Here is a 14,161-nt window from a genome sequence, read left to right as displayed (position 1 = left end):
TCAAGATTGCGGTCGCTGAATCAAGACGGAACACGATGCCCGACGAGAAACACGCGCTGCCGTTGATCCGAGAAAATAGTCCATTGCCGATGGGTGATGCGCTCCGACAACAATCAAATCAGCGCCGATTTCACGTGCGAACTCGGTAATGCGCAGCCCTGGCTTTCCCGTTTCTACCTGGCAGTTTATATCGGTCGCTTCTCCGGCGATCGACTTTAGGGTTCCCATGATTTTATTGGTCAGATGGTTCTCGGATTTCACTGTCACGAATTCCGCCGTAAAACCCGGGATCTGTTCCAGAACTGTAAGTAGTGTGATCTTTCCGTCAGCTGCCAAAAGCTTGCGGGCAGTGGTGATTTTCTCGGCAACCAACTCTTCATGATCAATGGCAACGGGGATCAATATGGATTTATACATGTAAAGCACTCCCAGTGAGTTTCGGCGATGTCAACGAGCAGGGCTTGGTGCATCATAACTTGATAAGTACTTTCAGAATTAAAGGTTCTGATCTGTTGCCCAGGACCCCGCCCTGCCTTAGTGGCCAAACACCTCGAGCCGCGCCCATTCTGGACCTCGGTTCAAGAGAAAGACGGCCACCGCATATGCAATGGCCGCCTTGAGGTTACTATGCGCTGCGATACAGTTTTGTCATCGAGAATTCCCGATGTCCCAGCGCCTCTGCCGCGGTGTTACGGCCGTTTGCTGTCCTGCGGATCATATCGATCAGAGCATCACCAGCCTGATCGATGGTTTGTTCGCGCCGCAAGATGCCTGAAACATCAACATCCACATGCTCGCCCATGGTGCGCACTGTACGCGGGTTCGCGGTGATCTTGATGACCGGAACGATCGGGTTGCCCACCACGTTGCCCTGGCCTGTCGGGAAGGTATGGATCACAGCACCGCCCGCCGCCATCAGCGTCACACATTCCGCCGCAGCTGATGAACTGTCCATGAAGTAGAGGCCTTTGCCCGAGTTAGGTTGCTCGGCAGGTTCCAGAATGTCGATATACTGCGAAGTCCGGCCGATCTTTTCGAGGTTGCCAAGCGCCTTTTCCTCAATGGTGGTCAGGCCACCTTCGATGTTGCCCTTGGTTGGCTGACTGTCGCTGAGGTCATCGGTCTGATGGGCAAAGATTACATCGTCCTGATAGGCTTTCCACATCTTGTACCAGCGTTCGCCCACTTCTTCATTGATGGCGCGTTTCTGGCAGATATGTTCCGCCCCGGTGATTTCCGAGGTTTCACCAAAGAACCCGGTGATCCCTTCGGGCAGCAACTTGTCATACATGTTGCCAACGGTTGGGCAGGACCCCAGACCCGTTGTCGTGTCGCTTTCACCGCATTTGGTCGAAATCCAAAGCTCGTTGATCGAGCATTCCTCGCGCTGGACCTCGGTGGCCTTGTGGACAAAATCCTTGGCGGCCCATGAAGCGCGCCGGATGGTCTCGAAGTCACCGTTCTGTTCGATCGAGAACTCTGCCACGTCCTTGCCGGTCTCGCGGATGCCGTCGGCAATGCGTTTGGTCCAACCCGGCTCGATGCCGATCACCACCACCGAGTGGACATTCGGGTTGGCCCCTGTGCCAATCATGGTGCGGAAATGCAGCTCGAGGTCCTCGCCGAACTGAAGGCGGCCATAAGCGTGTGGGATTGCCAGCGTGCCCTTGACGTTGTTGGCGACTGCCTCGCAGGCGGCGTTGGAAATGTCATCGACGGGCAGGATCAGCACGTGGTTGCGCACACCAACCCGGCCGTTTTCGCGCCGGTAGCCCATGACAGTCATGTTCGAATATTTGCTCATGGTATTAACCCCTTACCAGCGCTTGGTCTTGCAGTTTTGCGTGTGGACATGCCCGCCGCGTGGGATGTCAGCGATGATCTTGCCGATATCCTCACCATACTTGATCGCCGTATCGCCGTTCTTGAGGTCCGTGAGCGCAATCTTGTGGCCAATCGGAACATCCGCACCTGCGGTCAGGCGAAAGGTCGAGTTGTCATGTGTAATACAGCACAGCATGTCGGTGCCTGCAGTCAGGCCTTCGACGACCACGACACCGACATTGTCTTCCTCTTCATGCACCAAAAGGTGCGGTATTTCATTTGGGGCTGGATTTGACATGAAGGTCTCCGGTTTTTGCTATGGTTTAAGGATGGTTTTCGGCGCAAGCGTCTTGCCAGCGCGAATGTCTGTAAAGGCCGCGGCCCCGTCGGACAGGTCGCGGGTTTCAACCCAGTCAAGCGTCCCGAGGCGGCCCTTGAACATGGCATTGCATGTGTCGCGGAAGTCCTGTGCGGTATAGGTGTAGGTGCCGATTAGCGTGATTTCCTGCAGCGTGATGCGTCGGATATCCAATCCACCTTCGGAACTGCCTAGGCCGATGTGCAAAATCACCCCGCCCGGGCTGACGAGCGCCGAGGCAACCGCACGGGTAGACGCAAACCCCACTGCGTCGATCACCAATGGAATGTCCTGTTCCGGTGTGTCCACAACGGCGATTCCACAGATGTCGCGAAGATAGGTCGCACGGGCTGCGTTGGGTTCGGATAAGGTCACCTGCTCGACCCCCATCGCAGTGAGCGCAAGAGCTGCCGCTAGCCCGATTGCCCCGCCGCCAATCACATGGGCACGCCGTTCGTCTGCCGGGTGCAGGGCCGCAAGCCCCAGCCGCACCGCATGCCAGCTGACCGCAATCGGTTCGGCGAGTGCGGCCTGCTCCAGCGTGATATGCGAGGGCACTTCAATCAAATTGCGCTCTGGGATAGCGACGTACTCCGCAAAAGCGCCTTCGCGCGGCGGCATTGAGATGATCTGTCGCGAGGGGCAAAGGTTCTCACGTCCGGACCGGCTGGCCGCGCTGTTGGGGTCGTTTACCAGCGGATTGATGGTTACGCGGCGACCATCAGCAGTCACTCCGGCCCCTTCATGGCCGAGGATCAGCGGTGCCGGGCGGCGGTCATCATGGCCCAGATAGGCGTGCATGTCAGACCCGCAAATGCCGACGCTATCGATACGGACGAGAACCTCATCGGGGCCTGGCTCCGGGTTAGCGAATTTGCGGTATTCCAGTGTTTCGACATCGGTGTAAACCAAAGCTTTCATTTCGCTGTAAACCCCCCATCAACCATCAAAACTTGCCCGGTCACGTAGGCACAGGCATCAGAGCAAAAGAACAACAACGGGCCGTCGAGGTCTTTGGGCTCACCGTTGCGACCGATACAGGTCTGCGCAGCATTACGGTTCGCGCGTTCAGGATCATTGAACACTGCAGCCGTCAGCTCGGTTCGAAAGAACCCGGGGCCAATCGCGTTTACGCATATTCCGCTTGATGACCAGGCCTCGGCCATTGCTCGGGTCAGCTGTGCCACGCCGCCCTTTGACGCCCCATAGCTAAGCCCACCTGGAAAAGCCCGGCTGGACTGGAGCGATGCGAAATTTACGATCCGTCCCCAGCCTTTGGCCTTCATATCGGGCACTAGGTGCTGCGACAGAAAGAAGGGAACGGCAAGGTTCAATCCCAGTGTGATGTCCCACCCCTCAGGCGATACATCATCCGCAGCCTCGCGCGTGTTGATTCCGGCGGCATGCACCAGAATATCCGGTGCCCCAAACGGCTGCGACGCGGCAACGGCCAGCTCTGCCAACCGATCGCGATCCGAAAGATCCCATGGCAGCGCATGAACCTGATCCAGCTCGGCCAACGCTTCTGCACGTCGCGCCACGCCCACGACCTTAGCGCCGGCATGCGACAGTACCTCTGCCGCTCTGCGACCAAGGCCGGAGCTGGCCCCGGTCACAAGAGCGGTATGTCCAGTGAGATCAGGATGATAGGTCACGGGTTGGGTCAGTCTTCGGCTGTCAGGTCAAAGTTTTCATCGGGGAAGAACTTGGCCAGTCGAATATCCGCAGTACGCGCGTGCCCCTCCATACCTTCAAGGCGTGAGATACGGGCCGTCGCCTGCGCAATCGGCTTCATCGCATCAGCGGTCGAGCGCTGCCAGGTCACGATCTTCATGTATTTATGGACGCTGAGGCCACCGGTGTAAGTGGCCGCCCGGCTCGTGGGCAGCACGTGATTGGTGCCCGAGGCTTTGTCGCCAAAGGCAACCGTGGTCTCTTCGCCCAAGAAAAGCGACCCATAGCACGTCAGCCGATCCAGCCACCAATCAAGATCATCGGCCATGACTGTCAGGTGTTCCGGGGCGTATTGATCCGATGTCGCCGCCATTTCTTCGCGATCCGCGCACAGGATGACCTCGGCATAATCGCGCCACGCAGCCGTAGCGTTTTCGCGGTTCACTTCGGGCAGGTCCTCGATCAGCACTGGCACCAAGCGCATAACCTCTTCGGCGAGGTCGCGATTGTCTGTCACCAGCCAAACCGGTGAGTTGTATCCGTGCTCGGCCTGCCCAACGAGGTCAGTTGCAACAACCATCGGATCAGCAGTGACATCCGCAAGGACCAGACTGTCCGTCGGGCCCGCGATCATGTCGATGCCGACACGCCCGAACAGGATACGCTTTGCTTCGGCCACAAACTGATTGCCGGGGCCCACAAGGATGTTAGCCTTGGGAAGCCCGAACAACCCGAAGGTCATCGCCGCAACCCCCTGCACGCCGCCCATGGCCATGATCTTGTCGGCGCCACAGATATGCGCGGCGTAGACGATCGCAGGCGCGATACCGACATCGGGGCGCGGCGGTGAGCACGCGACAATGTGCTTACATCCCGCTACTTTTGCCGTGGTGACCGTCATGATGGCGCTGGCTATATGGCTGTATCGCCCGCCCGGTACATAACAGCCTGCCGCATCCACGGGGATCATCTTCTGACCTGCAGTCAGACCAGGGACGACCTCGACTGCGATATCGGTCATGGACGCTTTCTGTGCCTCGGCAAAGCGTTTGACGTTGTTGTGGCTGAACTCGATGTCGCGCTTCAGCTTTTCTGGCACGGCATCCATCGCGGCCTGGATTTCGGCATCGCTTAGAATGACGTTGCCTTCGTATTTGTCGAATTTGGCAGCGTACTCTAGCGCCTTGGCATCGCCGCCTGCTTCAATATCAGTCAGGATTCCCTGCACAATTTCACTGACATCTGACGCTCCGCTGCGCGCGGTCAGCGTGGCTTTCTTCAGGTATTCACGGGTCATGAATTAGGTCCTTTTCTTACCGCGTCTTTCGGCGGCTTATCGATAGACATCAGGCAACAGCGAGGTAGAGAACGCCGGGATATAGGCGATCATCAACGTCACGATCAGCATGAAGAAAACAAACGGGATGGCGCGGTAGGCGATCTTGAGGATCGACTCGCCCGTAATCCCCGACACCACGAACAAGTTCAGCCCCAAGGGTGGAGTAATAAACCCGACCCCCAGCGCGGTGATCATCATGATGCAGAACTGAATCTGGTTCATCTCAATCTCTTGCGCCAACGGGTAGAGGATCGGTGCCAGGATCACGATGTTGGGCGTCGTTTCCATAACGCAGCCCGCAATGATTAGGATAAGGACCATCATGGCGATCAGTACGAATTCGTTACTGCTGACTGAGGTCAAAGCTCCGACAAATCCTTGCGGCACTCCAATGATCGCCAGAGCTTCGGCCAGAGGGATCGAGAAGGCGATGATCGGAAGGATCACACCGTTGACCTTGGCCGAACTGACCAGCATGGCCGGGAAGTCGGACAATTTCAGTGTGCCCAGGATAAACCCGATGACGATGGTCACGACGACCGCCACGGCACCTGCCTCGGTCGGGGTCAGTTTCCCCGAGAAGATGCCGTAGAAAATGATGCCGGGGACAAGGAAAGCGTACCAGCCGGACTTGACCGTCTTCCACAGGTTCGCGCGCCATTCAGCTGCGGTCATCATGCCACCGCCTTCCCAAAGGTTCAGCCGGTTCATCACGACGTTGGTGATCAGGATGGCCGTCAAGATCAAAAGGCCGGGGATCAGCGCAGCAAGGAACAAGGTCGAGACCGCTATGCCCAGCACGAGGCCGATGATGATATAGGCGATAGAGGGCGGGATGAGGATGCCGGTGCAGGCTCCTGCTGCGACCAAAGCACAGGCGTAGGGGCGGGGATAACCGCTCTCGACCAGCCGGTCGATAGTCATCCGCCCTACCGCTGCCGCACCTGCTGCGTCCGACCCGGAGATCGCTGCGAACATGCCGCAGACCAGGACGGTGGCCGAACCGAAGCCACCCTTGGCCCAGCAGGTCAGGGCTTCGGCGACGTCCAGAAACTTTCGACTGAGCCCGGTTCGGACAAGCACGTCGCCGGTCAGGATGAACAGCGGTACGGCGGTCAGCGCGAAGGCATCGATGCCCGAGAACAGCTTTTCACCGACAAGGCTCAGCGGCAATGCGCCGGACATGATCAGCATTGTGATCGATGCTGCGCCGATCGCGGCCCAGACCGGAACGGCGAGCGCGACAAGAGCGACGAAGAGAATGACAGAGGCGTAGAAATCCCACCCAAGTTCAAGCGTTTGACCGCCGAGTTGTTGCCACATCATGGCTCAGGCCCTCCCTTAATCAAACAGCTTGTCGCCTTCGTAGACGGGACGGCCCGTTCGAAGGTCGGCAATATCGCGGAGGAAGGACTGCACCAGCCGAAAGATGACCAGCGCGAAGCCAAACGGCACCGCCATCAGGAAAAAGACCTGGCTGATCCGCAGGCCGTGTGTGACAGACCCGAATTTCCAGGACACGTGGACTGTCTCCCACGACCAATAGATTGCGACGAGTGCCACGATGAACATCACGATGTCGCCGAAGATGTACAGCAGCGTTTTGACCGTGCGCGGGACGTAGTGCATCAGAACATCAATGCGGATATGCCCGCGTTCCTTGACTGCAGCGGCGGCACCGATCCATGCGAGATAGATGAACGCATACCGGACGATTTCTTCGCCCCAGATGGACGAGTAGGCAAAGACCTCGCGCCGGACCACTTCGATAAACATCGTGCCGACGAGCATGACGTAGAAGACTAAAAGCAGCCAACGTTCGGCATTTTTATCAATCGCTCGAAAGAGCTGAGACATAGCATCCTCACTACCGTCACGCGGCGGCGACGTGTTCTAGTGGGTTTTTAATGGGCAAACATCGGATGAGCCGACGCTGGACGCGCCGGCCCGAAGACGCGATCAGGCGTCGTGCACGTAGTATTTCGCACGCGTGTCTGCGGCTTCTTCCAGCTTGGCGAACGCATCCATCGATCCGGCCAGCTCGGTCTTGAAGCTGTCCCATTCGCTGCGCTGATAGCCACCGGCCTCTTTCCATTCGCCCAACTGATCTTCGCTGAGCGAGTGGAACTCGACGCCGTTCGCGATCAATTGAGACATGGCGTAGGCCCGTGCCGAAGGCACTTTGGAAAGGTTCTGCTGCTGGGTGACTTCGCCCGCAAATTCGATACCTTCCTTGACGTCCATCGGCAGGCTGTCGAACCATTCAAGGTTGATCGAATAGACCTGACTGTCCGGCACCGCCTGAGTGAAGGTCACATGGCTGAGGATCTCACCAAAGCCAAAGACATGCAACGCGCCCACCGAGGGATCAAGCGCGTCTGCGACGCCTTGCCGGATCGCTGACGGAGTTTCACCCCACGCAACAGGCGTCGGGTTCGCACCCACCATGCCATAATACTGCTGCAGCATTTTTGATCCGGGTACGCGGAATTTGACACCGGACATATCGCCGGGGGTAATAATTGCGTTGCCTCCCTGGCGAACAGCGACGACGCGCGGATCGATCACGATATACATCAGCGCTTTAAAGCCGGATGCCGCGATCTTGGGGTCTACTTCCGCCTTCCAAGCTTCGGAGGAAGTCAGGTTCGTGAACCGCTGGTTGGACCCACAGAAATATGGAAGGTTGATCAGATCAACCACGCTCGCAAAGGGCGCGAAATTCGACAGCGAGTGTTGCGCGGCTTGAATGGTCCCCCCCTGAACCGCCTGCGCCAGTGCACCACCAGCGCCAAGCTGACCACCGGGCGCCAGTTTCACATAGACCTTGCCATTCGTCATGTTCTGGATGTTTTCTTTCAGGTCCAACTGCATGATCGGATAGCTGCGAGACGCGCCCAGTACATAAGCCGTTGCCAGCGTCATCTTGAATTCAGCCGCGTTTTCGCGATCGCGTTCCTCGGCGGCGGTCTGTGCTGCCGCTTCGCTGGACCACAATGTCCCAGCCGCACCGGCGACCATGGCTGCCGTGAACGAGCCGGTGCCCGCGAGTTTCAAAAAATTCCGACGCTCGGCCGAAGCCAGCTCCTGTTTAGTCTTGTCCATGTGTTCTCCTCCCGTTGGACTTTTTTTCGGATTTATTCCTTTGGTTTTTTCTCCGAAATTTCTTTTGCTTCGCTCCGCAGAATGCCGATCGAAAAGGCGATGGCCGCAGCAAACAAGATCAACATTTCCCAGATATTGTTGACCAAGGGCGCATTCGAGACTGCTCCGATCACTACGTTCGCTACAAACGCGAGTAGCAATATTCCAGCTATCAAGTATGGCATGCGTCCTCCCCAACCCATCCAATGTCTCGCACTGAGTCGCCTGCAATGTAAGCGCTTACATTTTGTTATGCAAGCGCTTACATTGCATATGTGCTGTAGGTTCCCGACAAATCGTGCTTTTGATAGAATTTGTCTTGAGCTAGTTGCCAATCCAGAATGACAAGAAAAACCATGCCTCAAAGCGGTCACGAAAACACAGTCCCAACCCTTGCAGATGTTGCCCGACATGCGAACGTGTCCACCGCAACTGTCTCGCGGTGCCTGAACTCGCCAGAGCGGGTAGGGCAAAGCACAAGGGAACGAGTTCTGGCAGCCGTACGAGAACTTGGGTACGCGCCAAATTTCGGAGCCCAAGCCCTTGCAGCAAGGCAGACAAATACGATTGCTGCCGTGATACCGACTATGGAGAACGCTGTTTTTGCACGCGGACTACAGGCGTTTCAGGAAGAACTGGTGCGGCATGGTAAAACGCTTCTGGTTGCTTCGTCCGCCTATGATTCAGAGCTGGAAGAACAACAGGTGCGTGCGTTGGTAGCGCGGGGTGCAGATGGGTTGCTGCTGATTGGATACGATCGCGAACCGGAAATCTATGCGTTTCTGGAAAAGCAGCGTGTACCAACTTTGATCGCCTGGTCATTTGATCCTGACCAATCCCCGCCGGCCATCGGCTTTGACAATCGGGCTGCGATGTTTGCCCTTGCCCGGCAGGTCATTGGATATGGGCATCGGCATATCGCGTGTATCTCTGCACCAACCGCTTCGAATGATCGGGCAAGGGAACGCGTTCAAGGCATTCGGGATGCCAAACAAGAGGCCGGTCAAGACCCGAATACAATGTTTCTTGTCGAGACCGCTTACGGCGTTGAAACTGGTGAAGTTGCTTTGCGCGAGGTCATGACAGCCGCACCAGAAACGACTGCCGTGATGTGCGTCAATGACGTTTTGGCGGTCGGAGCCTTACGTGCGGCTCGGGAAATGGGGCTTGAGGTGCCCAGGGACCTCTCAATTACCGGTTTTGACGATATCGAAATTGCAATGCTCGCCGAACCCGCTCTTACGACGGTCCATGTCCCGCATCGCGAGATGGGTCGTCGCGCTGCAGGGATGCTGATCCAGATACTCCGTGATGCGCACAGCGGTCAAAGTGTTGAGTTGCCGACAGAAATAAGACTACGTCAATCACTCGGTCCTGCCCGCACTGTCGAGTGATCCTGTCCTTTAAGGCTATCTCTGGAAATCTACCCGCTCGAATCTACCAACGATGTACGACCCGGATTCGGCATGCACGGCCAATCCAACTTGAACTACTGGTGTGAGTATTTCTTAGATTCAGAGTTTATGGCTAGCAGACTAAGAAAGCTGTGAGGAAGGCCTTTGTGCGCGGCTCATCCGTTGCGATGCAGAATGCCCCGAACCGGACGATGCCTGCCGTGGCAATCGGGCAAAAATTATTATGTCGCGGCTGTCTTTCAGGTTCTGGTCACGTGGTTAACAGAGCCGAAAGTTCATTTGCTCCCTTTTTCAGGATACCCAGAAACGACATCAGGCTAATGACGTTGTGACGTTGTGTCGGTGCATGAACCGAAAGTGTGCCCACCAATCGGCCTTGCCCATCTTGAACGGGTACTGCTAGGGCTGCCATTCCACTCATGAACTCTTCATCATCAGTGGAATAACCGTTCTCAGCGATATGTTGGATTTCCGTGCGCAATGACTGCGGATCGGTCAGGGAGCTTTCAGTCTGTGGCTGCAGATTTCCTGCTGAAAGAAATCCATCCAGTGTTTTCTGCCGGAGCGTGGACAAGTACATCTTGCCGCTGGCGGTGCAATGAAAGGGAACCTGTGTCCCGACCGGTAATTGAATGCGCAAAGGCCACTTCGTCTCAACCCGGTCAAGATAGATCATGCCCTCTCGGTCAGGGATGGCGAGATTGCAGGTCTCTCCAACCTGTTCGGCGACACTGCGTAAGATCGCCAAACGCGCTGTGCGCAGATGCTCGGACGACATGGTGTTGACTGAAAGCAACCGCAGACGGTGCCCAGGACCGTATGAGCGGCCATCCAGATCGCGCTGCAGGAAACCTTCGGCCTCTGCTGTTTGCAACAAACGGTGGATTGTTGGTTTCGCCAGACCGAGTGTCTCGATCAGGTCCGATGGTTTGACGGCAACCCCGCGTCGCGCCACCTCCTCAAGGATGAGGAGAAGGCGCAAGTTAGTTGGGATCTGAGTTTCTTTGTCTTGTGTTTCCGTTTCGGCCATCCCGCAACAGTCTAGTTATTTGGCAGCAGGATCAAGGCCAGATCGGGTACAAGCGAGATCAAAATCCACACTGATATCAGCGCTGCTAGATAGGGCACAGTGTACCGAAGCAGACGGAAGTAGGGAACGCCAGTCACCCCTGATGCCACGTAGAGATTGAGACCGTAGGGTGGTGTGATGAAGCCAATCGAAGCCCCCACAAGGAAGATTACCGAGAAATGGATCGGATCAATCCCGACCGAGGCCGCAATCGGTGCCAGGATCGGGGCCAGGATAATCGTGACAGGCAGGCTTTCGAGTACCATGCCCGAGAAGAAAACGATCACCATCGAAGTAAACAGAACCGCATAGTAGCCACCCATCGAGGTTACGAAATCCCCAATGGTTTGCTGAGCGCCGAGCAATGACAGGATCTGCTGCATCACCACAGAAATCGCGATCAGCGGTGCGAGGATACCTGTGATCTGGGCCGAGCGGATCACGATTGAGGGGATCTCGGGGATCGTGAAGCCTTCGACGACAAACATCTCGGCATAGCTTTTTTCGGTGGGTGAGATGTCGTTCCGCGCGCCCATGATCCGATTGATCGGATAGCTGACCAACCCCGCAATAACGCAGAAGCCGACCGTCACTCCGGCTGCCTCAGTTGGTGAGAATTTGCCTGTGTATATACCCCACAGCACCAGCCCGATGGCGAAGAATCCAAGCCAGGCACCGAATGCAGTTTTCAACACCCGGTTCAGTTGCAGCGGGATCAGATGACCCCACCCGTTCATGCGGCAGATGATCCAGCAGGCGAACTGCATGCCAAAGACCATCAGCGCGCCAGGAAGGATACCCGCGACGAACAGCTCTGATATCGGCAGGTTCATCAGGAAGCCATAGACGATGAAGATGATCGAGGGAGGAATGATGATCCCCACCGTACCGCCTGCCGCCGCCGTGGCCGCGCTGAACCGTTCGTCATACCCCCCTTTGACCATCTCAGGGTGCAGCATCGAACCGATCGTGGCGGTTGTGGCCGAGTTTGAACCTGAGATTGCTGCGAACAATCCGCAAGCCCCAAGGGATGCCATCGCCAACCCGCCGCGTATCCAGCCCAGACAGGCATAGGCGAAATCGCTGAGCCGCCGCGCGATGCCCGATTTATTAATCAGGTCGCCGGTCAGGATGAAAAGCGGCATCGCCAGCAAGGCGAAACCCTTGTTGAACACGTTCAGAAGTTCAGCACCCATATTGTCCAGCGTCAGGCCAAGAACAAACGAACAGCCGATGACCCAATAGCCGATTACCAGCAAAACCGGCACGCCCAGCATGAACAGAAAGGTGACCGCAAGAGAGATCAGTGTGACCATAGTTCCGTCTGTCATCAGTCTGCTCCGATCACGGCCTGCTTGATCAGCGGCTCGCCTGTTTTCCAGTTGTTCAGATCATCGGCAAGGTTCTGAAACACGCGCCCGACCATCAGAAAGAACGACAGCGGTGCGGCCAGAAGGAACCACCACTGCATGATATTGTCTGTACCCAGAACGATCTGAAAGTTTGATGCCGACAATGCCACCAGCCGTGTTGTGGTCACGATGACGATCACCGCAAAGATGAACCACAATATCGCGTCGAGTATCAGGCAAGCCAATTGCCCAGCCCTCGGCATTGCAGTGCGGAATTCGCTGAAGCTCAGATGTGTGCGCAGGCGGACATTGTACGACGCCCCAAACCACGCCATGACCATGAACAGCAGCGGGGGAATGGTGGTCGACCAGGGTTCCTGATCGTTGAACACAAACCGGTCGATCACGCCCCAGAAGATGATTAATGCGATCGCAAGGTAGGAATACACCATCACCGACCGTTCCAGATGACGTTCAACAAAGGGCACCGCCCGATAGATCAACATGATCACGATTCCGCCAATCGCCGAGACAATCGCGCCCAACACCCAGGCGGCGTCGGATTCCAGTGCGGATTGAATCTCGAACGAATCCTGGCTGAGAAAGGCGCTGAAAATCGCGCCGATGTCTGCCCAAAACGACATGAACCCCGTCCTCCCAGTCGGTATAAAGTTGAACCGGCCCGCTCAGGGCCGGTTCGTAACAGTCTATCAGGCTTCGCCTTTCCACCAACGGCGCGGTTCGACATTTTCCGGCAGGGTGTCGGCCGGAATCTCGCGCGCGATGTCGTAGATTTCCTGATAGGTATCAATGCCGCCTGCCCATTTATTCAGACGTTCGCGCCACTGGGCCCAAGGCTCTGGGTTGTAGTTCGGGGCGCACATCTCTTCGGCCAGCTTGATCTGATCGTCAGCCAGGAATGCCGGGCGCACGCCATTTTCGGCGAAGATAGTGTCCGGCAATTGCGGCTCCGAGAAGCCTACCGTATTCAGCAATGCGGCTTCATTCGCACCCTGGATTAACGCTTGAGTGAAGTAGGAAGATTCCATAACTGCGTCTTGCAATTCTCCACTCAGACCGTCAAAGACCTCGGCCGACATGGACGTATGTTCAGTGCCGCAGAAAAATTTCAGATTGACCGACTGCGAAACCACCGGCGCCATGTTGGCGTAAGCCACGGCCGAGGCCCAGGTTTCCGCCCCATCGATCAGACCTGTCTTAAGCGCATCCAGTGTCTCTTCCCAAGCCACCGGGACCGGGTTCAGATTCAGCAATTGCATTGCAATCCGGCCCAACTGCGTACCCGTCACGCGGTTCTTGGTACCAAACAACTCTTCCAGTTTGGTGACGGTCGGCTTGTCGGCAAAGGTCGATCCCATTTGCAGGCCGCGTAGCTCACAATGGGTAAACAGGAACTTCAACCCGTGCCGTTTTTCCAGCGGATCACGCAGGATCCGTTGGCTCGCCGGGCTATAGAAGAAGTGATACTGCGCCGCGCGGCTGGGGAACATATAGGCGTAGTCCAGCACGTTCAGATAAGGTGCGCCTCCGGCCGAGTTCTGAGTTGAGGCGGCATAAATATCGACGATTCCCTGCTGGGTCTTTTCGACACAGCTCAGTTGGCCGCAGATCTGGTTGTCGCCGATGAATTCGATGCGAATCTCGCCGTCCGTGCGTTCTTCCAGGTCGCGCGCGAACTCAATTGCGCCGGCGCGTTCAATCAACAGGTTGCGGGTGTTGAAGCCCGACGCGCCGAATTTCAGCGTGTGCTTCGGCTCTTTCGAAAAGCGCTTCTCATAGGTGGATTCGGCGGCCTGCGCCAGATTCGCCAGGCTCATCGCGCCGCCGAACCCGCCCGCCGCCAGCAGTGTCGAGCTCATGCCGTAACGCCCGGCCACGCGGAAGAAATCTCGCCGTGAAATACCACTTAGTTTCCGTCCGATCTCCATTGCTTACCTCCCTGATCGCAATTATTGAGACGTTTTG

15 protein-coding genes are annotated in these 14,161 nt (G+C 56.7%); 1 reads left to right on the top strand and 14 read right to left on the bottom strand.

Annotated elements, in window-relative coordinates; translation table 11 throughout:
* The 10 genes from ACR0NM_RS13030 to ACR0NM_RS12985 form a co-directional block, all read right to left on the bottom strand.
* Nucleotides 1-417, bottom strand: a complete 417-nt coding sequence (locus ACR0NM_RS13030) for a universal stress protein (protein WP_170402133.1) — start codon at nt 415-417, stop codon at nt 1-3.
* A 208-nt stretch (nt 418-625) separates the two neighbouring features.
* Nucleotides 626-1,804 (bottom strand): UxaA family hydrolase, encoded by a 1,179-nt coding sequence (locus ACR0NM_RS13025; protein ID WP_170392544.1) that lies wholly within the window; start codon nt 1,802-1,804, stop codon nt 626-628.
* 12 nt (nt 1,805-1,816) lie between these two features.
* Nucleotides 1,817-2,122, bottom strand: coding sequence for a UxaA family hydrolase (locus ACR0NM_RS13020; RefSeq protein ID WP_170392543.1), 306 nt, complete (start codon nt 2,120-2,122; stop codon nt 1,817-1,819).
* An 18-nt stretch (nt 2,123-2,140) separates the two neighbouring features.
* Nucleotides 2,141-3,103 carry an alcohol dehydrogenase catalytic domain-containing protein gene (locus tag ACR0NM_RS13015; RefSeq protein WP_480615071.1) on the bottom strand — a complete coding sequence of 321 codons (963 nt, stop codon included), beginning with the start codon at nt 3,101-3,103 and terminating at the stop codon, nt 2,141-2,143.
* Nucleotides 3,100-3,837 (bottom strand): SDR family oxidoreductase, encoded by a 738-nt coding sequence (locus ACR0NM_RS13010; protein ID WP_170609663.1) that lies wholly within the window; start codon nt 3,835-3,837, stop codon nt 3,100-3,102. The genes ACR0NM_RS13015 and ACR0NM_RS13010 overlap by 4 nt, the downstream gene beginning before the upstream one ends.
* An 8-nt stretch (nt 3,838-3,845) precedes the next feature.
* On the bottom strand, nt 3,846-5,153 hold the full coding sequence (hisD, locus tag ACR0NM_RS13005; RefSeq protein ID WP_170819320.1) for a histidinol dehydrogenase: 1,308 nt from the start codon (nt 5,151-5,153) through the stop codon (nt 3,846-3,848).
* A gap of 36 nt (nt 5,154-5,189) precedes the next feature.
* Complete coding sequence (locus ACR0NM_RS13000; RefSeq protein WP_170402124.1) at nt 5,190-6,521, bottom strand: TRAP transporter large permease; 1,332 nt, start codon at nt 6,519-6,521, stop codon at nt 5,190-5,192.
* Nucleotides 6,522-6,536: 15 nt separating this feature from the next.
* Nucleotides 6,537-7,052: a TRAP transporter small permease gene (locus ACR0NM_RS12995; RefSeq protein ID WP_170392538.1), complete on the bottom strand. Its 516-nt coding sequence runs from the start codon at nt 7,050-7,052 to the stop codon at nt 6,537-6,539.
* Nucleotides 7,053-7,154: 102 nt separating this feature from the next.
* Entirely contained in the window at nt 7,155-8,300 is a 1,146-nt protein-coding gene (locus ACR0NM_RS12990) for a TRAP transporter substrate-binding protein (RefSeq protein ID WP_170392537.1), read from the bottom strand.
* Nucleotides 8,301-8,332: 32 nt separating this feature from the next.
* The gene (locus tag ACR0NM_RS12985) at nt 8,333-8,524 is read right to left on the bottom strand and encodes a hypothetical protein (protein WP_170564329.1); all 192 of its coding nucleotides are present in this window, start codon (nt 8,522-8,524) and stop codon (nt 8,333-8,335) included.
* Between the two features lie 156 nt (nt 8,525-8,680).
* On the opposite strand from ACR0NM_RS12985, the gene ACR0NM_RS12980 reads away from it, so the two are divergent.
* Nucleotides 8,681-9,733 (top strand): LacI family DNA-binding transcriptional regulator, encoded by a 1,053-nt coding sequence (locus tag ACR0NM_RS12980; protein WP_480615068.1) that lies wholly within the window; start codon nt 8,681-8,683, stop codon nt 9,731-9,733.
* Nucleotides 9,734-10,004: 271 nt separating this feature from the next.
* Here the strand turns inward: ACR0NM_RS12980 and ACR0NM_RS12975 are convergent, their stop codons facing one another.
* The 4 genes from ACR0NM_RS12975 to ACR0NM_RS12960 form a co-directional block, all read right to left on the bottom strand.
* Nucleotides 10,005-10,784 (bottom strand): IclR family transcriptional regulator, encoded by a 780-nt coding sequence (locus ACR0NM_RS12975; RefSeq protein WP_480615066.1) that lies wholly within the window; start codon nt 10,782-10,784, stop codon nt 10,005-10,007.
* An 11-nt stretch (nt 10,785-10,795) separates the two neighbouring features.
* The gene (locus tag ACR0NM_RS12970) at nt 10,796-12,154 is read right to left on the bottom strand and encodes a TRAP transporter large permease (RefSeq protein WP_170594355.1); all 1,359 of its coding nucleotides are present in this window, start codon (nt 12,152-12,154) and stop codon (nt 10,796-10,798) included.
* A complete protein-coding gene (locus ACR0NM_RS12965; RefSeq protein ID WP_170392533.1) occupies nt 12,154-12,819 on the bottom strand; it encodes a TRAP transporter small permease in 666 nt (221 codons plus the stop codon). Before ACR0NM_RS12965 ends, ACR0NM_RS12970 begins: the two co-directional genes overlap by 1 nt.
* A gap of 66 nt (nt 12,820-12,885) precedes the next feature.
* Nucleotides 12,886-14,124 carry a TRAP transporter substrate-binding protein gene (locus ACR0NM_RS12960; protein WP_170402109.1) on the bottom strand — a complete coding sequence of 413 codons (1,239 nt, stop codon included), beginning with the start codon at nt 14,122-14,124 and terminating at the stop codon, nt 12,886-12,888.
* Between the last annotated feature and the right edge of the window lie 37 nt (nt 14,125-14,161).

Source organism: Ruegeria sp. AF2 (genome assembly GCF_056542025.1).
The sequence above is the reverse complement of the archived record's forward strand: the minus strand, read 5'-3'. Positions and strand labels throughout refer to the sequence as shown.